The following is a 25,067-nucleotide window of genomic DNA, read 5'->3' as shown; positions in this document are numbered from 1 at the left end:
ACCAGATGAAGACACAAAAAAGTATTCCAACTACCAAGGTAGAACGTTCTGCAAAATTTGTTAAAACCGGTATCCAGATTGGGGGCAATTACATTAAACATTACTCCAAAAAATTGTTTAACCCTGAAATGGACCGTGAGCAATTAAATGAAGATAATGCTACTGACATTTATAAATCGCTGAGCGAATTAAAGGGAAGTGCCTTAAAAATTGCACAAATGCTGAGTATGGATAAAAATATCCTGCCCAAATCGTATGTTGATAAATTTACCCAGTCGCAATACAATGCCCCGCCCCTTTCGGGTCCATTAATTGTGCGAACTTTTACAAAAAATTTCGGTAAAACTCCAGAAAATATTTTCGATAGCTTTAACTTAAGCTCCAGCAATGCAGCTTCTATCGGGCAGGTACACCAGGCTACGCTTAATGGCAAAAAACTAGCCATTAAAATTCAATATCCGGGTGTGGGAGATAGTATTTCATCTGATTTAAAGCTGGTAAAACCTTTCGCATTCCGTTTATTGGGCATGTCGGAAAGGGAATTAAATATTTATATTAAAGAAGTTGAAGAACGTTTACTCGAAGAAACAGATTACGAACTGGAAGTTAAGCGTTCAATTGAATTTTCTGAAGCCTGCAAAAACCTCAACCATGTGGTGTTTCCGAAATATTATCCTGAATTATCCGGAAAGCGGATCATTACCATGGATTGGATTGATGGCTTACATTTAAAAGAATTTTTACAAACTAATCCTTCTCAAGAGCTACGCAATAAAATCGGACAGGCGCTGTGGGATTTCTACAATTTTCAACAGCACGAACTAAGGGCGGTACATGCCGATCCACATCCCGGAAACTTTATGATTACACCGGATGAAAATTTAGGTGTAATTGATTTTGGTTGTATTAAAGAGATACCTGATGATTTCTATTACCCGTTTTTCTCCTTAATTTCTACTGATGTAATTAATGATAAAAATAAAACGATAGATGCCTTTAGAAAACTTGATATGATCCATGCAGATGATTCTCCTGAACAGATTGAGTTTTATTATAAATCGTATAGGGAGATGATCAGCCTGTTTGCCAGACCTTATACCAGTAAATCTTTTGATTTTAGTAAACCTGATTTTTTTGAACAGCTATATCTCTACGGTGAAAAAATTTCTAAAATGCCAGAGTTTAAACAAGCCCGCGGGGTAAAACATTTTATTTATGTTAACCGAACAAATTTTGGCTTGTATACGATATTACATGAACTAAAGGCTACTGTTAAAACAGATACTTATAAGCCTGATGTTAGTGCTTAAAAGTCGTCATTCCGAAGCGCATGCCATAAGTGAGAAGAAAACCAAAATATTGTCATCCTGAGCCTGTCGAAGGACATTTTTTTTGTTTCGATTAGTAAAGGTCTTCGACAGGCTCAGACTGACAACGAGTATGTTAACTTAACGAGAAATTGCCCAAGGCCTCGGGAAGAAATCTAAGTTGCTTTATTATTACTTCCTTCCTCAATTAATACTGACCATTAAGAAATTAAGGTCATTAAGGTTTAAACTACGACGTTGCAGAAGGACAGTATCTTTCAAGAAGAATCCATCATTTCGGGGGCTAATTTGTCGTATAATAATCAATATAAATAACATGATTTTAAGGGCTTGAATAGCCTCAGGGTATCGTCATTGCGAGAAGGCTTTTCAGCCGACAAAGCAATCTTACAACGATCGCTAGTAGCGTGCGCTTTAAGATTGCTTCGTTCCTTATAATAACGACCTTTCTATTAGAATCTGTCATTGATAGCGTAACCGAGAAATCTACTTTTAAATTCACGAATAGATTTGTCTCCATTCCGTTGCACTTCAGTCGAAATGAAGATAGTTTACGAGTTTTTCTTTACCACCTCAACCATATGATCGATATCAAATGGTTTTTCGATATAATCATCAGCTTTGCAATCTTCTGCCTGTTGAGGTAAGTTATTGGATGTGGAGGTGAGCACGGCTGATACATCTTCCGTTTCCGGATCAGACTTAAGTTCCTTAATTACTTGAGAGCCTTTCTTTTTACCCTTAATGTGATCATCTACAATTACTACATCGGGTTCAATTTCGTCTATTTTATCTATAGGCTCGGTGGTTAGCGATGCCGTAACATCAAACCCCTCCTCCTCCAATACCTGGTCCATTATATCAAGGATATCTTTATTATCCTGAACAAGTACAACCTTTTTCTTCATAAATAACAGACTAAAATTCTCACTAAAGATAAAGAAAAAGACTAATCCAATAATAGATCTTAAAATATTTTACAAATGCTTGGTAAAAGTTTCAAGTTTTCGTCTTGAATTAATGCCTGTTCGTCGAGTATTACCTATCGATTGTATAAAAACGCAACATTGCCTGCAACGTTTTTCATTTCACTGCGTCTTATCTACAAAACCATAACAAAAAGACTTAAGCATTTAAATAACAATTAATTAACATTTAATTATTAAATAAAATATTATGAAAACCTCAATCAAAACACTAATCGCCACTTCATTAACAGCAATCGTTTTATCTTCTGCTGTATTTACCACAAGCGTTTCTGCAACAGAAAAAGAACCGGATGCCATATTAAAAATATCGGCTTTTAAAAGAATTTCTGTAAAAGGAAATATAGAACTCACCATTATCCAAAGAAGCAATCCTGGTATTTCTTACACTGATGATAACACCGGAACAGCAAAAGTGATGCAGGATGGGGATAATTTAAAAATCACTTCAACCAGCACCGAAAAAGCAAAATTAACCGTTTATGTAAACGATTTTTACAGAATTGAAGCTTCAGAAAATGCAATTGTTAAAACTGAAGGAAAATTAAGAACTAAATATCTTCAGATCTTTTTAAAAGGAAATGCACATGCCGAAATCAATACCAGCTCAGAAGGTTTATACACCGTAATTTCAGATCAGGCAGATTTAAAATTAAGCGGTTCTACTGATAATCATACTTTGGTAATGGGTAAATCACAAAAATTAACCATCGATAGATTTGCAGCTTTGAAAACTAACATCAGTTCTGTAGAAACTGATGCAGTTGAAAAAGAAATTGCAGCAATCAAGTAATTATAAAAACACACAAATGAAAAAGGCTTTCTGATCGGAATCAGGAAGCCTTTTTTGTTGTTAGGGAAAATGTAAGATGGATGATGGAATGCACAAAATTAATTATATACTAGACCTTATTAATTATATACTAGACCTTCAGCAGCAAATCCGTCATCTCGACTGGAACCCAGTGGAATGGAGAGATCTATCTAAATAGATTTAGCTTCGCTGAGCACTCCGTGGTTCTCGACTACGTTACACTCCGCTCGAAATGACGACCTCATACGGATTATTAGTGCTGCAACACTTTAGCAATTTCCTTTTCGATAGATTTGATCTCTTTAGGTTTAAGTTTTTTAGCAGCATCTGTTTTAGTTGCTACTTTATTTTCCAGATATTTCACACCTACCCTTAAAGCTTTTAACCCGGAAACACCTTGAAGTTCATCTAATTCCAGTTGCTCTAGATCGTCGTTTAAATAACCTTGAACCTGCATATATTTAATGTACTCCAAATATTCTTTGGCTTCTTCAGGATTGAAATAAACCATTGCAATTTTATGGGGCTGCGTTAAACGTTCAGTTGTACCTTTAACCAATACTTTATCAATACGTTTTTTAACAACTTCGTAACGAATATTATAAGCACCTTCTACGTCAAAACGGCGTTCGTCATTCCTAAAGCTAATATCGATCGCATTAGAGTGGATAAAGATCAACTGTGTTGTTTCTAATGCACGAGGCATTTCGTCAATTAATCCTTTAGATAAACGCGCAATATCGACCATTGAGGTTAACTGCCAAAGGCGGATATTTTTTAGGTACAACAAATCAAATGGCCGATCTGGGGCAATTTCCTGTCCGATATAAATATCGTACTCTACTCCATCTGTTCTGAACTTGGCAAAATAACAAGGGTAAGAGGCCTGTAAATTAGCCTGCGATTTCTCCAGGTATTGGCTCACTTCGGTATTGATCAACTGCATCGAAACTTCGAGTTGCCTGCGATTTGCAAAAGCAGCGCCGGTTTCAGGAACAATTACTTCGAAATAACGATCTACAAACTCAGCAGTTACCGGATAATTACCTTTTATAATCGATAAAAAAGGATAAACTTCGATTTCTAAAAACTCGTTCAGTTTGTTTTCTTCATTTGACGAAGCAAAATCACCGATGCGTTTAATCCAATCTTTACAATTAAACAATAGTTTATTGGTAAGTTCTAAAGAAACATGTTTACGGATGGCCTTTAAAGTATCAATTAAACTGTTTAACTGTACTTCCATGTCATCTTTTAAAGCTTTATTCCGCTCGATGGTAGAATTACGGATATCAATTGCGCCAAAAAGCGGATACATATGTTTAAAGGTAATCGTTTCGATTTCCTTTAATTTATGGTGACTGTTATTTTGTTGAAGAAAGTGCCAAACAGCTTCATTAAATTTCCATTGTACCGATGGTTGTAAAGCGGTAAACTTATCCATCAGCACTTCGTCCATTTTAGCATCAAATTCTTCAATACTGTATTGGAAAAGCTGACCGATTAAAGGCATTGCCGGACGTAACCTCGATAAAAGTTTATCATCAACCACTACTTCCTCACTCGAATAAACCTCTAAAACACCTGCCAACTGGGTATTGTAATACACCGGTAATACCGAATAAGAACAAACTCCGGCAGCTTTTAAAACCCTTAGAAAAGGATCTTTATCAATCTGATCGTCATTGATTGAGCTTACAAAAATTGACCGCGGGTTTTCTTTGTACTTATCAACCAACGAATAAAAAACCTCTTCTTCGAGATTGGATGATTTTGCCGAATTAATCAGCATACTTTGTGAAAATTCCTGATTATCAAAAACGAGCTTGTTGTTAACGGTTAAAAAAGGCATTAATCCAAATTCGAGTTTTCCGTTTCCGCTAAGTGTTTTTAAAGCGTGAATTACATGCGTATAGGCTTCAGTTTGATAATTGTGATTAACAAGCGCATCGCGAATACCATCAATGGCATGTTGCAAGGTTACATCTGTTATAGAGATAATGCTGAATCCTTCGAAATGGAAATTTTGTAAAGGCAAATGCTTCACCAGGTATTCCAGTTCAGTTTCGTCCTGGAAATGTTTACCCAGTTCTTCAAAATTAAGCTCAGGTAAATCGCCTTTATGCATAATATCTACAAACTTGGTATCTGTTTGGATATTATAGTATTGTGTAAGCTTTGTTTCCTGATTAATGTGCGCATAAATGATCTCATTTTTCAGTACCGAAGCAAAATTATAAAAACGGCCTAAAATAACATTGTAGATAAACTTAAGCTGTTTTTTCTCAACAGGTTCATTGTCTTTAGTTACCTTATTTTTAGGATCGTGATCCTTAAAAAATTTATAGAATGCATTGGTGCTAAAGAAAATCTGATCCGGAATTGGGGTACTTAAAGCCCAAAACAAATCATCTTCATTATCCATCAAAGGTGTTAGAATAGTGAAAATTAATTCTAAAGTATCTTTATATTTTGATAAATCTTCGGCACTGATGTTGCCAAGCAGCACATCGTCTTTTTCAATTTTTTGAAGTAAAAACCTGTAAAATTCTGATTTTACCGATTTTTCTGTTTTCAACCTGCCTTTTAAATACTCCACAAGGGGGCGAAAAGACAGAGATGATTCTACCTGGCAATGTATACATTCGTTTTTATTTATTTGTATTACATTGGTATTCATTGTATAAGTTTTGCTATAGTGTAAAATTTATAGTTATCTATTTAATTACTAATTCATTGCAAAGATACATACTCGTTAAAGCAATGTTAGTCTGCTGAACGTAATACTTGGATATTACATCTATTAATATGTTACACAAATTTAGTACCTAAAATTAAGTGATACGTATGGATACCATCCGTCAGAAGAGTGTGCCATTACAAATCGCACAACTGTGAGTGATGCAGGAGCGAAATAAACCCCTCCTCCTACGCCATGGTGCCATAATGTAGAGGCTTCATCTCTTTTCCATACCCGACCTACATCATAAAAACCCAGCAAGCCAACTTGTCCGGGTAAAACATAGCTTACTAAATCGCCAAGTTTAGCGCGTAACTCTAAATTATTGTAAAACATGTGTTCGCCAGCAAACCTAAACTGACGATAGCCTAAAAGGTTCCCTTGTCCGCCTAAAAATAAAGCCTGGTAAAAAGCAGGTTTACCAATGGTTATTCCTCCACCGAAACGATCGGCTAAAATGAAGTTTTTTCTGCCATCCAGATTTTTATATAATGCTATACTCGCTGTAAACTGTCCATAAGAGTTAGAATATTTATTCACGCCTTTATAACCCAATAGTTTAAAATCTACGAAACTACCCAGGGTTGGTAACAAATCATTGTCACGCGTGTTGTTGGTGAAATTTACAAATGCGCCTGCAAACATCTTTTCGTTTCTAACGGTAAGCGAATCAGACGAATGCAATTGTGATGGATTTTCGATAAAACGTCCATCATTATCTTCCTGATTAAATTTATAATATTGGTATGATGGACCTACGCTAAAAGTAGATTTAGGACGGCGCCACCTGATTGAGGCATCAACCTGGTAAAGATTAAAACGTGCACGGTAATAACTGATGTTATCGTCATCATTGAAAGGTGTTTCATTTCCCAAACCAAAGAAATTCTGTGTGTTATTTGGTGCGAAAGCATCAGCTTTTAAAACAAAATCGCCCTTACCTAAAGCTTTTAACCACTCACCTTTATAATTAAACCTAAAAGCCTTAGTCGAAAATGAATGTAAAAAGGAAATGGTCTGTGAATTGCCGTAAGGCTGTTTTCTGAAACCAGGATTGGTCTGTTTGTAGATCAAGCCCAATAAAACACCATCATCATTATTGTAACCTGCGTTTAACAACCACGATTTCCGACGGTACATATCTTTTGGGATGTAGCTGAAATTCGAAGTATCGTTAGAGATTATTTTTCTGATTTTATTGGCATCTTCTCCATTATAAGTTGCCTTATCGGTTCTACCATATAACTTTACAGATCCATTACTATTTGCAAAATCGTAAACTTTAGTGCCCTTTCCACCGATAATCCGCAATTTAATGTTCGAGTTTTTATTGTTCAGGATCAAGCTATCGTTACCATTGTGCATGTATACCCTGATCTCTTTGGTTACTTTCGGATCAAATTTCCGATCGAAAAGCTCATCTTTAATATTTCCCTCTTTAGAAATCTTATTAATTTTTACGCGTAATCCATCATTCCCCGCATCTGTAATCTGAATCAGTTCATTTTTATTGGTCACCTCGATATCTACAATGCGGTTAAAGAAATGATAATACTGGTTCATTAACTTTGGCAGAGTGGCTATCCTGTTACGCATCTGTGCCAAAAAGGCATCGTGGTGTAATGAATAACTTGGTTCAGGAAGTTTTTTCAATGCTTTTTCGAAAACAGCGTCATTATAATTTGCGCAGAAATCTTTCACAATTTTATCAAATTCCGCCTCGTCAATATTGGCGGTCCAGCGACTGCTGATTTCTCTTCCTTCCCATAAAAACCAATTGATATCTTTTATGCCACGCTCATAACCCTGCATCATGGGTAATAAAGATGAAGATTGTGTGTAGCGCTGTAAAAAGCCATCTGATCTAAAAAATACCTGATCACGATCTCTTGGCACCGGCGAGTAAAGCGAACCATCTTTGGTTTTGGTTTCTTTCCAACGCCATTGGTCTTCATGCCTGTCCCAATCGCCGAGTAATACATCAAATGCCCTTGCTTTTACCCAAGCTGGCCCGTCTAATCTATTATCGTTATCGTCGGTTAGTTTTTTATCCATTTTCGGAGAACTGTCTGATTCTCCCGTTGGTTCCCTTTCTTCGAACAAACATAAAGTATTAGCGAAAGCGGATTCAAATTCGCCTAAATTATCATCAGGAGAGACCCAGCCAATAATCGGGTTGCTATGTGGGATACCGCCAGCCTTAGCCAGCTCAGGCACAACAAGGGCCGAAAATGGATGCTGTGCCGACATATTGTCTTTAATCACATCCTTAGCAAATGTTTCTCGCAATGCGGCTGGCAAAAGCACTTCAGGGTATTTTTCAACACTCCGTAATACATATTCTTTACCATCTTTATCTTCTAGTCGTAAGGAGCGCGATTGATTACCCCCTCCACGCTGGGTAGCCTTTAAACCACCCATCATTTGGGAAACCCTTAATACAGGGACTTTTGTTCTAGCCGCATATTCCTTACGGTAATTTTCGCCAAATACATAACGATGGAAACGCCCAACGCTATCGTATTCGGGTTTAACGCGTACAAAAATACTATCCGCGGTAATCGCTTTATCTCTATTTCTTACTTTTTGAGGAATGGTTTCGAACTTTTTAACGTAACTGTAAACCTTTTTAACGCTCGTATCTGAATAAATATAATATTCGTAGCGCATATCGTTGTTTTTCAACTGATCGGCCACCACATAACCCTGCTGCATTTCGTGAAACAACGAAGTTTTACCTTCTTTATTTGGCGATACTTTCGATCCTGAACCACTGATAATCTGCAATTGTTTTCCTTTAATTAACTGCAGGCCGTGTTCATGCCCGGCAACATAAGTTACATTAGGATAATCGCCAAATACACCGGTTATTGATTTAATCATATCCTTATACGCCGGGTGATTTAAATCTTCGGGACTTAATAAGGTGGAACGGAGTAAAGGATACACGGAGCCCAAAACAGGCATTGGAATGTATAGGTTTTTATTTAATGAGGTTAAAGGGAAAAGATGATTTCTTAAATTAAAATAACCACCATGAGGGCCATAACTCTGAAATGGGTGGTGTGAAGCCAGCAGAATAACCTTGTCTTTGTTCTCTTCAAGCAGTTGTTCCATTTTTACTATAACCTCATCTTTAGTCCTGCATTCGCATTCGCCGTTAGGGTTTGATTTATTATATGGAAAAACCCACCATTCGCTATCGTAGGCAATGATGGTTAATTTATCGGTTAATTTAATCGCTACAGGATCAGGACATCCATTTTCTGGTATTAATCTCAATAATGGATCATTCTGCGCCTTAAGGAAATCATCTTGTGCCTTAATTTTGGCCAAACCCTTAGGGCCAGATTTATCCCAATCGTGGTTGCCAGGAACAAAATAAACTGCAGCACCCATTTTACGCATAGGTTCGAACTGAGAACGCAGAATCTTTTTAGTTTCCTCTTCTTCTACACTTCCAGGCAAGCCCATTCCTGTTGGATAAATATTATCGCCCAGATATACAACGGTTGTTTTTTTGGGAAGGATCTGCTTTGCAGCATTTTTTAAATCCTGCATTTGCGCAGGGTTCATTTCGCCCGCATCGCCAAAAAGAATTACACGGTATTTTACATCATCCTGCGCAAAGGCAATGAAGTTGATAAAAAATAAGATGGTAAAAAGGGTAAATCTTTTAATCATAGACTCAGCGTTTGTATAAAGGTAGTTATTTTAAAATTATTTTATTTCTCCCTAGTACCGTCACCCTGAATTTATTTCAGGGTCTAAATCAGATACAAATTAACAATGACAGATTCGATGGAAAAGTCATCATCAAGTTTTAATTTAATTCATAAACATCAGAACCATAGAATTGATTCTTTTTGTCCTAAGGCTCATCCTTGCCTCGGCTCGCCGCCGCCGATGGGCTCTTTCTTTTTGATGTCAAAAAGAAACAAAAAACACCGGCTGAAAATTTTTCTTTCAAAGCAACTGCTTTGGCCTGCTCAGTGGTTTCCGAAAAATTTGTTAGGCCGGACTAAAGTGGAACGGGGATACACTGCTATGGCCTAGCTGTGCCTAATACATATTTTATAGGAGAGCAATCTTTATGTTACTTATTTTTTCAATTTAAACATTAAAACATTTCCTGCTGATAAAGTACCGCCCTCGTTAGAGATATAAAGGTTCTGATCGCGATCAAATGCAATACCTTCTGGTTGATTAAAGAAACTGCCTTTTAGTGGATAAGTTGCTTTAATTTTGAAGTTTGCATCGGTTACTACCAGCAATTTATTTACAGATGATAGCACATACCACTCGTTGGTTGAGGTATTTTTGGCTAAGGCAGATGGACGAAACTTGATTTTGGATTCGCCAGATAATTCTGCTATTTCTTTATAAGATAAAGCGAAGGTTCCACTTGCTGTAAATTTGCCATCAGCATATTTAAAGGCATAAATATCGGTCTGATCACTTTTATTTTTCTTAATTTCTTTAGTTAAAAGATACACCAGACCTGTTTTTTCATCAGCAGCTAAGCCTTCGTATTCTGCTTTAGGCACCAGATCTTTAGTTTTAACCACATTTGCAACTTCTGGTTTATTGATCTCGCTAATGGGAAAGCTATGCAGTTCGCCATTACTTTTTAACACAATTACGGTGTTATTCAGTATAGCCAAATCTTCGTAATCGCCTTTACCTCCAAATTTGGTGAATTTCGATTCTTTATCAGTTAAACCCAGATGAAATAAATCGCCATCTTCATCCTGTATCGCAAATACTTCTTTCGGATCTCCATTATGAAATACAATTCCGGAAATTTCGAAAAGATTTTGTGGCATGTTATATTTTACCGGATTTGCTAAATCGTACGGAAGGCTCGATTTTTCTCCTCCGCCTGCAGAAATTGTTTCGGTTGAATCACTTTTTTTATCATCGCGGTTAGCATTTACACAAGATATACCTAAAAAGGCAACGGCAACAAATAAGGTAGAGGCGAGGAAAGTTTTATTGTATTTCATAAGGGTAAAATTATTCTTGTTTAATGTCCATGGTCTGTGTCCTCACAGACCATCAATAAGTAATCATGTGGTCTGTGAGGACATAGACCACGGGTAAAAGGGTAAAATTTAGTTGTTGTTTATTTATTAATCGTTATCTCGACAGCATAGTCGTCATCTCGACCGTAGCGGAGAGATCAACTGAAGTCTACTTTCATAGATTTCTCCATTTCGTTGCACTTCAGTCGAAATGACGACCGCTTGGTAGAACTTCAATCGAAAGGACGATTTATTTATTTTTTAATAACGTATAAATATCGTATTGAGACTCGACAGGAACCCCACCATTTTTAACAGGAATATTATTCATGTTTTCATCTATACAAACCGCCTGCACGTTATCTTGTTTTTGAATTTCGATAATATCCATAATTTCTTGTTTAATCTGCTCATTATAAATCGGAAAACAAACTTCAATCCTTCTATAGATATTCCGGTTCATCCAATCAGCAGAGCCCAGGTATACATCATTCTTTCCTAAATTATGGAAAATAAAAACACGTCCATGCTCTAAATAACGATCAACAATACGGGTAACCTTAATATTTTCGCTCATTCCCGCTACGCCTGGAATTAAGCGGCAAATGCTTCGCACAATCATTTCGATCTTTACACCTGCCGATGATGCCTCGTAAAGTTTGTCGATTAAAACCTTCTCTTCGAGATTGTTCATTTTAATGGTAATACCTGATGGTTTACCTTGTTTGGCGTGTTCAATTTCTCTATCTATCAGGTTAAGAAAAACTTGCTGTAAATTAAACTGGGCCACCAACAAATGATTAAACTTAATCAGGTCGGAAGAAGTAGGTTTAACCCTTTTGGCCAGAAAAATAAAAAGTAATTCTACCTCTCGCAGCATTTCTTTATTGGCCGTCATTAAAATATGATCGGTATAAAAAGCAGCTGTGCTTTCGTTAAAGTTTCCGGTAGCAAACAAACCTGAATAACGCATTCTATTACCAGTTTGGCGTTTCACTAAGGCTACTTTGGCATGAACTTTTAAAGCGGTAACACTATAAATAATATCAACGCCAACTTCCTTCATTTTTTTTGCCCACTTGATGTTATTGGCCTCATCAAAACGGGCTTTTAGCTCGACCAAAACCGTAACTTTTTTACCATTTTTTGCAGCGCTGATTAAAGCATTTACAATTTTCGAATCGCTGGCAACACGGTAGAGCGTAACATATATTTCCCTTACATCTTCATCAATAGCAGCTTCGTTAAAAAACCGCAGCACACTATCATAACTCTGGTAAGGCGTGTGTACAATGATGTCGTTTTTATAAATGGCCTCGGTTAACGATCCATCTATCAAATCGGTATTACAGAGTTTTGGCCAGTTTTGGTTGGATAACCTGGGCGAATTTACAGGAAAACCCATAAAATCCTTCAGATTGTGGTACTGCCCACCTTCCATCCTGTTGGCCTTTTTTAAATTGAAAAGTTTTTTAAGCAGTTCGAATACATTAGCGGGTATACCGGGTTGGTGGAGAAAACGTGTAGCTAAACCCGAATCGCGTTTTAACAATTGTTTTTCCAGCTGCTCTGATAAACTACCCGAATATTCATCTTTCAGATCTATTTCGGCATCTCTGGTGATTTTGAAACTATAACATCCGGTAACTTCGCCTTCCGGAAAAACACGGTCTAAATGAAAACGTACGATATCATCCAGAAAAACAATAAAGGTTTCATCGCCTGTTTCTACCTTATAAAAACGTGGCAGCTGATTGGAAGGGATATTTAAAATAATCACTTCTGCACCTTCTTTCTTGTTTAATGTAATCAGAAAATACAGCTCATTATTTGAAGGAAAGAAATTGGTGTCAGCATTAATGTAAACAGGCTGCAAAAAAGCCATTACCTGGCTCAAAAAATATCGGGTTATACTTTTCTGAATTTCTGGAGGGAATGGCTGCCCATAAATTAAGTTAATCTTATTTTCTTTGAGCAAGGGAATAAGATCTGATTTAAGTACCTTACCGTATCGCTGTTGTTGTTCTGAAATAAGCAGACTGGCCGTGCTCAGCAAATTATCATCAATGCGAATATCGTTATCTTCCTTATTGCTCAATTTCTCTAAAGCGAGTAACACCGGCATCCTTACACGATAAAACTCATCGAGATTGGAAGAGAATATCGACAAAAACTTAATGCGTTCTAAAAGCGGAACAGTGTTTCGCTCAGCTTCCATTAAAATACGCTCGTTAAACTTTAACCAGCTTAAATCTCTATTAAAAAATGAGGTTTCTACTAGCTGTTCCATTAAAGTTTACCGTAAGCTGCGTAAGCAATTACAAATGCAAATACTGCTGCAATTAAACCAAACATGAAAATATTATAAGCCAGGCGAATCAGTTTATACTTTCTGCCCAAAACTACGCCTTGCGAGTATACATCGGTAATTAAGGTTCCATATAAAAAATCTTTATCGTTCATCACCTTAATCATACCATCGGTATAACTGGGTAAACTCATTTTATAAAAGTTACCGAAAAACAATAAATTCACCTTTTTCTTATCCATATCTTCCTGAGTGAATTCCCCCTTCGGAATTGCTGGACGGGTTGATAAAATGGAAACAACCACACAGGTTAAACTCACTATTAACAAAATAAATGTGGGGATAATCAGGTTGCCATGATCTTCCAACCGCCTTAACAATAAACTTACGATTAAGGAAAGCATGATCGAATTTACCGTAATCAGGATATGAGCCTTGTTATCGGCCATATCGCTTAGGCGTTGGTTATTGGATGAAGTGATCCTAAACATGGTTTCGATACCCTTATCTGGTCTATCATCTTTATCCTTCTTCTTTTTGTCATTCTCTTTTACAATGGCAGGTGCAAAATTTACAGGTTCTGCTAATTCTGTACTAATTTCCTCCTGAGCCGTTAATTTACTTTTCAGTTTGCTGATATTTTTCTGTTTCTGATCGCTCAACAACAGATTAGCATAATCGGTATGGTAATGATGCGATTCCATAAACTGGATATCTTTTTTGCGCCAATCTCGTTTACTGATATCTTTTTTATAGATGAGTTCATTTTCTTTGTGCATTAATTTACCTTTTGCACGGAAATCGGACAGACCTAAATGGAACAAATCTGCATCGCAAAGGATTTTATCAATTTCAGTTGTAGGTTTCTGGGGGATTTTAGTGGCTAATATGGCACTTTTAACATGATCACGGATTTCTTGATTAATCTGATGCTTTGCTAAAAAATCATCAGCTAACTCTGCTCCTTTTGCTTCGTGGTTTAATGCATCTTCAAAATACCCTGTATCGTGAAACCAGGCTGCAACGGTTACAGAAAAAAAATCCTGCTCATTTAGCTGGTAATGATTGGCAATTTGCTGCGCCGCATTTACCACTTCTTGTGTGTGTTCCAGGTTGTGATAAACTAAGCGTGGATCGCTATGGGTACGGAAGTAATCGCCAACGTACTTTTCTACATCTTCCTGCAATTTTTTATAGTTCATGAGCGTATCTGGGGTTGCGATAATTTAATGTGATGAAGGAAATGCATTTCTTGAAAATCTTTAAAGCTGAAAATCGTATTATTTTTTATAATTATAAAATTACGCTAATTTTTTAAAAACAACGCTGATCTCCCCTCAACAATAATAATGCCTTGTTTATTTTACAATAAGATTTAAAAATGGCTGGCTTTACAACAACAATCTGATGTTATTAGGTTTAATCTTGTCAAAAAAAGATAATACTTTGATATAAACAGCGAATTCATTGACGCCAGAAAGTGCTAATTTCACCTTTAACATTTTGATTGATTGCTAATCGTATTTTAATTTGATGCTAATAATATGAGGTGCATCATCTAAACTTTTACCCAGATAAATAATGAAAAGAAAGAACACACTTTTGTTTTTACTCTCAATGGCAACAGGCCTAAACAGCTTTGCGCAGAAAACCATAGAAATTGCTACAAAAAACAATGTACTGATCCTGGAAACAGATCGTGATAACACCCTATTATCAACATATCTTGGCAAAAAATTAGATAATGCGAACGAATACCCAGGCATACAGGCATTAGATAAATACAAGCCTGGCTCAGATGATCTTTTAAATAAACGGGAAGCTTATATTGCCTCAGGCTCACTTAATTTATTAGAACCCGCATTAACCGTAACGCATGCTGATGGAAACAAATCTACGGTATTGACATTTTCGGATGTGAAAACCGAACAGCTGGATCAGAACAGAAAATTAACCAGTGTTATTCTTAAAGATTTAAAATACAATTTTCAGGTTACCTTAAAATACCTGGCCTATTTTAATGAAAACGTAATTGAGCAATGGGCAGAAATTGAACATCGAGAGAAAGGCACCGTAGTGCTAAACAAGTATGCTTCTGCAAATCTTACCCTGAGTGGAAAAAAATTCTTCCTTAAAAACCAATATAGTGGTGCTACCCGCGAAATGCGTTCGGAAGAGCAGCAATTGCTGCATGGTATAAAGACCATCGATTCGAAATTAGGAACCAGGACAAACCTGCTTCATTCTTCTTCGTTTATGGTTTCGATAGATCAGCCTGCTACTGAGGATATGGGTGATGTAATTGCGGGATCGTTAGCCTGGACAGGAAACTTTAAGTTAGATTTTGAAACTTTTGATGAATATTACCTCAGGATAACTGCCGGGATTAATAATTTCTCGTCGAACTATACTTTAAAGGCTGGTGAAAATTTCGTTACTCCCCGCTTTATTTATACTTATTCATCCGAAGGAAAAGGTTTAGCCAGCAGAAATTTGCATGATTGGGCCAGAAACTATCAGATATTAGATGGAAAAGGTGAAAGATCTACCATATTAAATAACTGGGAAACTACTTATTTCGATTTTAATGATGAAAAATTAAACGAGTTAACAAAGGATACCAAAAAATTAGGGGTTGATGTTTTTTTATTGGATGATGGCTGGTTTGGAAATAAATACCCCCGCAATGGATCTACTTCTGGTTTGGGCGATTGGCAGTATAACAAGCAAAAACTAAAAAATGGAATCAGCTCATTGGGTAAAGAGGCTACAGCAAATGGTGTAAAATTTGGCATCTGGATAGAACCAGAAATGGTGAATCCTAAAAGCGAGTTATACGAAAACCATCCCGATTGGATTATCAGACAGCCGGAAAGAAAAGAATATTACATGCGTAACCAGTTGGTGTTAGATTTAACCAACCCAAAGGTTCAGGATTTTATTTACAAAACTGTTGATGATATTTTTAAGGAAGTACCGGAAGTTGCTTTTATTAAATGGGATTGTAACTCTTTGATATACAATGCAAACTCTCCTACTTTAAAAAACCAGGATCATTTTTATCTTGAATATATCAGGGGATTAAATAGCGTTTTGGATAGGATTAGAAAAAAATATCCTAAAACGCCAATGATGCTGTGTGCCGGAGGAGGCTCGAGAGTAGATTATGCTGCACTACAATATTTTACTGAGTTTTGGCCTAGCGATAATACCAATCCATACGACCGCATCTTTATACAATGGGAATATTCATATTATTTCCCTTCCATTGCTGTTGATAACCACATTACCGATATGGGTAAACAGCCTCTTAAGTTTAAAACAGATGTGGCCATGATGGGAAAGCTTGGTTATGATGTACGTGTGAATGAGTTAAGTAAGAATGATTTGCTTTTTAGTCAGAATGCAGTTAAAACCTATAATAGCTTAAAAGATATTATCTGGCATGGCCAGCAATACCGTTTACAGGATCCTTACGAAAATAAAATAGCTTCAATTACCTATGTAAACGATGCTAAAGATCAGGCTATTGTTTTTAATTACTATGTGGCAACCCTTTTTACCAATGGTGTGATATTACCGATTAAACTAAAAGGATTAGACCCTGCTAAAAAATATAAAATAGAAGAAATTAACCTGTATCCCGGTACTAAATCGCCTATTGACAGTACTAAAATTTACTCTGGCGACTTTTTAATGAAGGTAGGCTTTAACCCGGAAGCAAGTGCAAACAGAACAAGTGTGGTTTTAAAGGTACAGGCGATATAAAATGTTTAAAATCTAACTTCATGAATCTTCGGGATCAGCATCTTTCCTGCTATTAAGTAACTCTAAAACAAATACATTTTGCGCTCTATGCCGCGGTGGCATGGTAGTTTTTCGCAGATCATGTTGTTTTTATTTGTGCTCAAGAATGCTGCGCATTTTGGAGCGCCAAAGTACCCAAAGCGCTTTGTCAATCCAGCAATGGGCCCTTTACACAATCTCACGCACATCAAAAAAACAGCGGCACTTCGTTTAATCAGTTTCTGTTTGTGTTTTCTTTGGGCTGATTGAACCCTTCGGGGTTTGTGTTCAATTCTCTTTAGCACTTTAAATTAGTGTTTATGAACACAAAACTACTGCGTTTAAGGTTTGGCGGTGCCATTTGTGCCATTCTGCACCTGTTTTTTTGATTTCCTTGGCCCTTGGGATTGACGACGTCCTTCGGTAAAGACTGTGGTTTATTAAAGCCAGCTAGCATGATGCCCAAGCCATTCTTAAAAAAGATGTGTCCACACGATAGGAAGAATCGGAACAAGTAGTCGAAAACACCTTCAAGAGTATTAAACGGGTCCTTCGACAGGCTACCATTGACGTTATTTTATAATTATCTAATATGAGTGATGTATGCCGACTGCGTATTTCCGCCCAACTAGGCCGTAGCACCGTATCCCCGTTCCACTTAAATCCGGCCTAACAAATTTTTCGGGCTCCACCGACCCAGCCAACCTACTAACTTTGAAAGAAAAATTTTCAGCCGGTGTTTTTTGTTTCTTTTTGACGCCAAAAAGAAAGAGCCCATCGGCGGCGGTGAGCCGAGGAAAGCATGTGCTGTAGGGTAAAAAATAATCAATTATATATGTCATTAATATTGATTTTTAAACAAAAAATTAACCCTTAGGATGACAAATCCTATATTTATGATACAACCTCTTTTTTAAAATTTAATACTTTTGTTTCCTACTTATTCACCGAAAAAGGATGCAGTTTTAGATTAGCACCTATTATTTCCGAAGAATTATTTCTCAGCATAATCAAATGCCTTAAATTTTTGAAAAACATTTGCTGCACAGCCAAGCAAACCTGCCTTGTTGCCCAACCTGGCAGCAACCACCAACTCATTACCGGGTGCAATAGGTACGGCTAAAGTTTTTATCCTTCTTTCTATCTCCCGAACATAGAAAGCGCCAGACTCGCTTATGCCTCCACCGATTACAATCTTTTGTGGACTAAATATATTTATAAAACTAATAATGCCAGTAGCCAGATAATCGAAATGCGATTCCATAGCTTCAACGGCATATTCTTCCCTGGCCAGGTATTTTTCTACCATATATTTGCCATCAATCTCTTCTGGTGGATTAGGGTGAATAGACTGATAATGGTTAAGCAGTGCCGATACTGAGGCATAGGCTTCTAAACAACCGCGACCTCCGCAGGCACAGGCAACCCCGTTGTGCTGTACAACGATATGTCCTAACTCCGTACCTCTATTTCTAAATCCTCCGTAAAGTTTGTTATCAATCATCACTGCGCCGCCTATTCCCGTGCCCACTGTAAGAAAAACCACATCACTACAATCTTTGGCTGCCCCATATGTTACCTCTCCAAGCCCCATTAAATTGGCATCATTATCCATTACAATATTATAACGTGTTACTTCTTGCAGGATTTCGCCTAAAGCCAATTGTTTAAACCCAGGTAAATTATCGGCACCAGCAATAATTTTGTTGTTGTAAATAATCCCCGGAAAACCAATACCTACCCCAAGAATAGGGTTTTTAAATTTTTTAGCACAGGTATGGATCGCCTCTACAATAACCGCAATAATTGCCCCCTGTGTTTTAGCATTTTTTAGCGATACAATAATGGAATATAAAATTTCGCCATTTTGGTTTACCACTCCACATTTGAGTGAAGATCCACCAACATCAATTCCGATAGCATATGATTGTTCCATGTTGAAATTATTTAAAGTAATCATATACCGAACCTGGTTTAAACCTTTTTTGCATTGCTTTAATAGATATGTTTTTATTGTTTCAATTTCGCATTTAAATATAGGCTAAAAATAGAATTCCTGATAGGCCTGGTATTAAATTTAGGCCAAAAAATTTGAACTAAACGGATAATAGAAGATATTCCACGCAAAAATAAAGCACACAATTACTAAAGTATAAGAATTAGAGAAATTTTTCTACAAACACATAGAATTATAACCTTAAAAAACTTACAAATATCTTTTTCTCCATACCTGCATCATATATACATTTATTTCCCATTGATCGGCCACTGGCAGGTTGGTAAACGGAATGGTTGGCAGATAACTGGGCGGTCCAAATTCAGTTAACATGGTAAGGATTTTACCCTGTTGTTTTTTTATGGCAACCACTTTATCCCACCAGGCAAAATGAGCTTCCACTGCTTGCTTCCATTCCGGAGCTCTTGGATCGCTTACTTGCGGCCCTTCAGCATGGCCAACCCTCGAGTGAACGTGATCGGTACGTGAAATAGCAAGGGCCACAGTTTCTGGTTGATCTTCGAGTAAACTTTCGCTCACATTACACCAATGAGAAATATCGAGGGTTAGCCTTAAATCAGGGTTTTCCTGTAAATATGGTAATGATGCCGGAGCCGAATAAAGCATACGCGACCGATGGGTTTCATGATAAATTGGAACTCCCGTTTCTTTAGCATACTGAACCGTAAAATCAATGAATTTTTTGTTATCCTGGTATTGAAAAAAATCCTTTCCGGAGTGAGCATTTATATACAAGGGTTTTTGATACCGGTGTTCAATAGCTTCTTTAAGTACTTTTTTAAAAGTTGCAAAATGCGGTACAGGAAGAGCTTCGTCACCACGGCAAAGAAAACCAACTTCTAATTGATATTTTTTTAACGCTTTAAATAATTCTTCAGCAATTTCTGAGGACCAGAGGATTTCTATTCCATCATAACCTGAATCTTTTGCCTTTTTGCAAAAATCGGTTACCGAGCCATTAAAGCCCCAATATGGCGCCATAATTTTTAGTGCGAAACCATTCGTCCATTTTTCAGATCCGGAAGAAGGTGTACTAAATGTTTCCATTGGCGTTAAAAATAAAGCAGATGTGAGTGCCATGCTACCACCAATAAAATCGCGTCGGTTATATTTCATTTGATATAAGTTTACGGATTCAAGTTACACATTTTTAGTTTTAAAGAATTTAGTTCATAACAATGGAATAAATGAAATCGTTCTTTGAAGATGACATGGGGCGAGGTATCGTCATCTCGACCGCAGTGGAGAGATCTTTAAACCATGTTAAAAGATTTCTCTCCTGAAAGTTCGGGGCTGCCCTTCAGGAAATGACGATCGACTTTATAAATCTGTCATTGATAGGAGACGCAAAAAGCCCTTCAGAATGTCCTGAAGGGCAAATTTTATAGTAAAATAAGGATATTTTTATTATTTTCAGGTTGATTAACCTACGCTTTAAAACAATTTAAATCCAACAGAGAGATTAAATAAACCACTTTTTTCACCTAGTCCTTTATTAATTTTTGTAATGCCCCTGCTGTATCTGGCATCAATACTAATATTACCAATATCTACACCAGCATTAAGCACCCCACCGAAATTAAGTTTTTTATAATCAAAGCCAACTGGTCCCTTTGCTTCGTTAAGGGTATAATTAATATCAGGACCTGCAGACACCCTAAAATTTAAAGATTCCGTGTCGATCAACTTGTAGCCTACCATAAGAGGCAAATTAATTTGGTTAAATTTAGGTGTATAGGTGTTAGATGCATAAACATACGAACTCTTAAAGCTAACATAGTTCAATTCTGGTTGAAAATATAGCGATTTACCAACACGGGCGAATACGCCAAAATTATAACCTACCTTTCCTTTTTTATCTGTTATGGCCTTAAAACTTGTTGGCAATGTTCCATAGTTTACACCAGCTTTTATACCAAATACCAGGTCAGAATCTTGTGCTTTTGCCGCTCCTGCTGTAATAAACATAACAGCAACTAATAAATAAAACTTGTTCATTTTCATACTTTTTGTTTTTTTAAATAATTGAATATTTATTGTGTTTTGAAAGTATGACAACAACATTTGGATTTACCCCTACTACGCTATTAAAAAAATATGAATTGATTTTTTTTTCAATTATGGATTAACTGAATTTTATTACCTTGTAAATTAAAAGGCAAACAAAAATTATAAACCTATATAGTGTGGCCCGATCTACTTTATGCTAACTATTTTCGAAAAGCAAAGCACATGAACACTACAGCCTTTGTTGCTTTTATTGTGGTAACCTTTCTGGTAGCGCTGATTTCGTGGTTCAAAACCCGAAAGCATAAAATTACGACCTCCGCCGGGCTTTTTCTTGCCAATCGTACCTTAAGCTTTACCGCCGTAGGAAGTGCTTTATTTTTCACCAACATCAGCGCAGCCGAATTTGTAGGCAGCAGCGAATCGGTATACATCAACAACATGACGGTAATGGCCTGGGGCATCAGTTCTGTATTTGCCATGTTATTGGTTTCTGAATTTGTAATCCCGGTTTATTTAAAGGGCGCCATGTCTACAACCCCCGATTTTCTGGAAAGTCGGTACGATCCGCAAACCAAAAAACTGGTCTCCTTTCTTTTTTTGATCAGCTATCTCGTTAATTTGTTGCCTATTGTATTGTACAGCGGTGCAGTGGCACTAAATGGCTTGTTTCATTTTTCCGATATCTGGAACATCAGTTATGGCAGCAGCATCTGGATTTTGGTTTGGTGCATTGGGCTTGTTGGCAGTTTATATTCTATTTTGGGCGGCTTAAAAGCCATCGTTATTTCAGATCTGGTATTAGGTGCCTGTATGTTTACCGGCGCATTATTACTTGCCTATTTTGGGGTGAGGCATGTTGGAAACGGAGATCTGCAACAGGGTATACACACCATTCTTACCTCAAAAACCGAACACTTTAATTCAATAGGAAAAGCAGGCGATGCCATTCCTTTTTCGACCATTTTTACAGGTATGATTTTGATGAACCTCTTTTATTGGGGCACTGAACAGGTAATTGTGCAACAGGCATTGGCTTCATCTGACCTTAAAACCAGCCAGAAGGGAATTGCTCTGGCCTGTGCGGGTAAACTCCTTGGTCCCTTATTATTTATGCTGCCGGGGATTATTGCTGTACACCTGTACAGCAATATGCAGAATACCACTGAAGTTTTTTCTAGGGTGGTAAGCGATGTTTCGCCTCCTGTACTCAGCGGTTTTATCGCTGCAGTTATTTTTGGCGCGGCCATTACCTCATTTTCGCCAGGATTAAACAGCGCAAGTACCTTGTTTATCCTTAATATTTATAAACCAGCCAAAGAAAAGAAAGGCATAGTGGTTACCGAAGCCAATATGTTAAAAAGCTCGAAAAGATTTGAAATGTTTGCCTCGCTACTGGCCATGTTCATTGCACCATTATTTATATTCTCTAATGACAGCTTTTATACCTTTATGCAAAAGATAAATGCCGCATTCAGTATTCCCATCTTTACCATTATGTTTGTTGGGTTTGCAACCAAAAAAGTTCCGCCAATTGCCGCAAAAATAGGCCTGGGATTTTGCTTTGTAGCCTATATCCTTACACAAATGGTTTTTGATACCGGTATCCACTTCCTGCATGTACTGGCTATTCTTTTCGTTGTTACCACCGCCATTATGCTCATTATTGGAAAACTATATCCCATGAAAGCGGCCTATGTAGCACAGAATAAACAGGTTGTTGATTTAAAGCCCTGGAAAAACCGTTATTGGGTAAATGGACTCTTGTTACTGATTATGGTTTTATTATTTTTATTGTTCTCCCCTGCATATCTCGCTAATTGATGATTTAAGCCCTCGCATATTTTCGTTTGTACTCCATAGGCGATAAGCCCGTAATGCGTTTAAAGATTTTTCTGAATGCTTTCAAATCGTTATAGCCCGTATCCTCCATAATAAATGGCAGCTCTTTGTGGTTCATTTCGATGGCTTTTTTGGCTGATTCTATCCTTACCCTTTGCAGATACTCTAAAGGTGTATTATTGGTGGCAGCCTTAAACCTACGGATAAAATTACGTTTTCCCATATTCACCAGACTGGATACCTCATCCATTGCGATATCTTTCTGGTAGTTTTCTTCAATGTATTGCTGGGCCTTCAAAATGTCTTTATCTTCATGCTGATGTTGTCCTGTAAATACCTTAAAATGCGCCTGGCTGGTTCTGTCCATTTCAATGGCAAACATCTTGCTGATCCATAAAGCAGCTTCGCGGCCACAAAATTTCTCGATCAGGTAGAGGATTAATTTAAGGGAAGAAAATGCTCCACCGCTGGTATAAACACCATCCTGATCGGTCGTTACTAAATCGCTTTTCATCCTGATTTTGGGGTAACGTTTCTGCATATCGGCGGCTACCGCCCAGTGTGAGGTCACTTCCTTACCATCAAGCAAACCCGCTTCGGCCAAAAAGTAACTGCCTACACACAAACTGGCTACTTCGGTTCGGGTGGCGTACATTTCTTTGATCCACTTAATGGCAGCTTGGTTTCTGCCTAACACGCCATCGTTACCTACACTGAATGAGGGGATAATAATCAGGTCAGCTTCTTGTACATCCTCATAATTTAACTGCTGGATATTAGCGTTGTTAAAGTGAAAGGGAATTTCGTGGTCTTTCTCTGCAACCAAACTTAGTGCAAATACTGGTTTTTTACCGACACGCTCCATATAACGGTTGGCACCATTCAATAAATCTACTACACCAGTAACCGAAGAAGGCACAGCTTCATCGAAAATATAAAGGCAAACATTTAACATTCTTAAATAGTTATTTTTAATGGTAACTAAATTAGACATTTTATTTGTCACTTTTACGCCCTTAAGTTGTCATTTATGCCACCTAAATGCTATCGATAATCTACAGAGATTTGTAAAAGGTAAAGCAACAGAAAATGGGCAAATTAAATGTATTCAATTTTATCAGTCTGGATGGCTATTATAAAGATGCCAGCAATGGTATCAACTGGCATCAACACGGCCAGGAAGAGGGCGAGTTCAGTGCAAAAAATCTGGAGTACGGTAGCATCTTGCTCTTCGGCAGGATAACTTATGAAATGATGGCATCGTGGTGGCCATCGCAAAATGCTATTGATGCGATGCCAGAGGTAGCCAGGGGCATGAACCAGGCAGAAAAGATTGTATGTACCAATACGCTGCAATACACCAATTGGCAAAATACACGGATAATGAATGGAGATATAGTGGCTCAAATAGCTGAGCTGAAGAAAACATCGCCAAAAGATATTGCCATTTTAGGCAGCGGCAATCTGAGTACTCAACTGGCTGAAGCAGGTTTGATTAACACCTATCAAATCATGATAGATCCGGTAGGCATTGGCAAGGGCACCCCTATCTTTAACGGCATGCAAAGACAATTGAATTTGAAATTAACTGATACCCGCAGCTTTAAAAGCGGTACCGTATTATTAAGTTACGAGGCGTTATAATTAAGAATCAATATCTAAAGACTATATCATTATGAAAACAAAAATTTGGGCCAATTTAGGCGTTAAAAATGTTGAGAAAAGCAGAGCTTTTTACACCAAACTCGGTTTTGAAAAAAATGCAGGACGCGAGAGCGATGAATTGGCCAGCTTTTTATTTGGAGAGGATAATTTTGTGATACACTTTTTCAAGGAAGATAGTTTAAAAAAGGGCATGAAAGGCGAACTGGCCGATTTGAGCAAGGGCAACGAAGTAATTTTTACCCTTTCGGCCGAAACAACGGAAGAGGTAGATGAGTGGGCTGTAAAAGTAAAAGATGCCGGCGGTTCGGTATTCTCGCCACCAGAGGAATTTCAGGGCATGTATGGTTGCGCCTTTGCCGACCCAGACGGGCATAAGTTTAATATCTTAAAATGGAAGTAAGATAGACAAGCGGTCTGCGATAATACAGACCGCTTTTTTTAATTGATCTGCCATACCTATCGCTACGTTTCTACAAAAAGACATAATCATTTAGCAAAATCGTTTAATATCAGAACATAAAAAACCCCTCCAAATTACTTTAGAGGGGTT

16 protein-coding genes are annotated in these 25,067 nt (G+C 37.4%); 6 read left to right on the top strand and 10 right to left on the bottom strand.

The features are described from left to right. Nucleotides 1–5: 5 nt before the first annotated feature. The gene (locus tag QF042_RS11345) at nucleotides 6–1,310 is read left to right on the top strand and encodes an AarF/ABC1/UbiB kinase family protein (RefSeq protein WP_307528340.1); all 1,305 of its coding nucleotides are present in this window, start codon (nucleotides 6–8) and stop codon (nucleotides 1,308–1,310) included. Nucleotides 1,311–1,879: 569 nt separating this feature from the next. On the opposite strand, the gene QF042_RS11340 is transcribed toward QF042_RS11345, so the two are convergent. Further along, nucleotides 1,880–2,236 carry a two-component system response regulator gene (locus QF042_RS11340; protein ID WP_307528338.1) on the bottom strand — a complete coding sequence of 119 codons (357 nt, stop codon included), beginning with the start codon at nucleotides 2,234–2,236 and terminating at the stop codon, nucleotides 1,880–1,882. 268 nt (nucleotides 2,237–2,504) lie between these two features. On the opposite strand from QF042_RS11340, the gene QF042_RS11335 reads away from it, so the two are divergent. After that, nucleotides 2,505–3,107: a GIN domain-containing protein gene (locus QF042_RS11335; protein WP_307528336.1), complete on the top strand. Its 603-nt coding sequence runs from the start codon at nucleotides 2,505–2,507 to the stop codon at nucleotides 3,105–3,107. Nucleotides 3,108–3,381: 274 nt separating this feature from the next. On the opposite strand, the gene QF042_RS11330 is transcribed toward QF042_RS11335, so the two are convergent. From QF042_RS11330 to QF042_RS11310, 5 genes are all read right to left on the bottom strand, one after another. Further along, nucleotides 3,382–5,706, bottom strand: a complete 2,325-nt coding sequence (locus tag QF042_RS11330; RefSeq protein ID WP_307528334.1) for a GAF domain-containing protein — start codon at nucleotides 5,704–5,706, stop codon at nucleotides 3,382–3,384. Between the two features lie 243 nt (nucleotides 5,707–5,949). Continuing rightward, nucleotides 5,950–9,552, bottom strand: coding sequence for a BamA/TamA family outer membrane protein (locus QF042_RS11325; RefSeq protein ID WP_307528332.1), 3,603 nt, complete (start codon nucleotides 9,550–9,552; stop codon nucleotides 5,950–5,952). 416 nt (nucleotides 9,553–9,968) lie between these two features. Continuing rightward, nucleotides 9,969–10,874, bottom strand: a complete 906-nt coding sequence (locus QF042_RS11320; RefSeq protein ID WP_307528330.1) for an SdiA-regulated domain-containing protein — start codon at nucleotides 10,872–10,874, stop codon at nucleotides 9,969–9,971. Nucleotides 10,875–11,142: 268 nt separating this feature from the next. Next, nucleotides 11,143–13,182 (bottom strand): polyphosphate kinase 1, encoded by a 2,040-nt coding sequence (ppk1, locus tag QF042_RS11315; RefSeq protein WP_307528328.1) that lies wholly within the window; start codon nucleotides 13,180–13,182, stop codon nucleotides 11,143–11,145. Further along, nucleotides 13,182–14,402, bottom strand: coding sequence for a Pycsar system effector family protein (locus QF042_RS11310; RefSeq protein WP_307528326.1), 1,221 nt, complete (start codon nucleotides 14,400–14,402; stop codon nucleotides 13,182–13,184). The genes ppk1 and QF042_RS11310 overlap by 1 nt, the downstream gene beginning before the upstream one ends. A 379-nt stretch (nucleotides 14,403–14,781) precedes the next feature. On the opposite strand from QF042_RS11310, the gene QF042_RS11305 reads away from it, so the two are divergent. After that, entirely contained in the window at nucleotides 14,782–16,968 is a 2,187-nt protein-coding gene (locus QF042_RS11305) for an alpha-galactosidase (protein ID WP_307528324.1), read from the top strand. Nucleotides 16,969–17,980: 1,012 nt separating this feature from the next. Here the strand turns inward: QF042_RS11305 and QF042_RS11300 are convergent. From QF042_RS11300 to QF042_RS11290, 3 genes are all read right to left on the bottom strand, one after another. Continuing rightward, on the bottom strand, nucleotides 17,981–18,922 hold the full coding sequence (locus tag QF042_RS11300; RefSeq protein WP_307528322.1) for an ROK family protein: 942 nt from the start codon (nucleotides 18,920–18,922) through the stop codon (nucleotides 17,981–17,983). 270 nt (nucleotides 18,923–19,192) lie between these two features. Then, nucleotides 19,193–20,119: a sugar phosphate isomerase/epimerase gene (locus tag QF042_RS11295; RefSeq protein WP_307528320.1), complete on the bottom strand. Its 927-nt coding sequence runs from the start codon at nucleotides 20,117–20,119 to the stop codon at nucleotides 19,193–19,195. A 318-nt stretch (nucleotides 20,120–20,437) separates the two neighbouring features. After that, a complete protein-coding gene (locus QF042_RS11290) occupies nucleotides 20,438–21,001 on the bottom strand; it encodes a porin family protein (protein ID WP_307528318.1) in 564 nt (187 codons plus the stop codon). A 234-nt stretch (nucleotides 21,002–21,235) separates the two neighbouring features. Between QF042_RS11290 and QF042_RS11285 the strand changes: the two genes are divergently transcribed. Further along, on the top strand, nucleotides 21,236–22,834 hold the full coding sequence (locus QF042_RS11285) for a solute:sodium symporter family transporter (protein WP_307528316.1): 1,599 nt from the start codon (nucleotides 21,236–21,238) through the stop codon (nucleotides 22,832–22,834). A 4-nt stretch (nucleotides 22,835–22,838) separates the two neighbouring features. Here the strand turns inward: QF042_RS11285 and QF042_RS11280 are convergent, their stop codons facing one another. Beyond that, entirely contained in the window at nucleotides 22,839–23,846 is a 1,008-nt protein-coding gene (locus QF042_RS11280; protein WP_307528314.1) for a GlxA family transcriptional regulator, read from the bottom strand. Nucleotides 23,847–23,941: 95 nt separating this feature from the next. Here QF042_RS11280 and QF042_RS11275 point away from each other — a divergent pair, with 95 nt between their 5' ends. Continuing rightward, nucleotides 23,942–24,496 carry a dihydrofolate reductase family protein gene (locus tag QF042_RS11275; RefSeq protein ID WP_307528312.1) on the top strand — a complete coding sequence of 185 codons (555 nt, stop codon included), beginning with the start codon at nucleotides 23,942–23,944 and terminating at the stop codon, nucleotides 24,494–24,496. A gap of 31 nt (nucleotides 24,497–24,527) precedes the next feature. Then, nucleotides 24,528–24,917, top strand: a complete 390-nt coding sequence (locus QF042_RS11270) for a VOC family protein (RefSeq protein WP_307528309.1) — start codon at nucleotides 24,528–24,530, stop codon at nucleotides 24,915–24,917. The last annotated feature ends 150 nt before the right edge of the window (nucleotides 24,918–25,067 follow it).

The organism is Pedobacter sp. W3I1 (genome assembly GCF_030816015.1).
Classification (GTDB): Bacteria; Bacteroidota; Bacteroidia; order Sphingobacteriales; family Sphingobacteriaceae; genus Pedobacter.
Note: the sequence above shows the minus strand (reverse complement) of the source record. Positions and strands in the feature narration are given on the sequence as shown.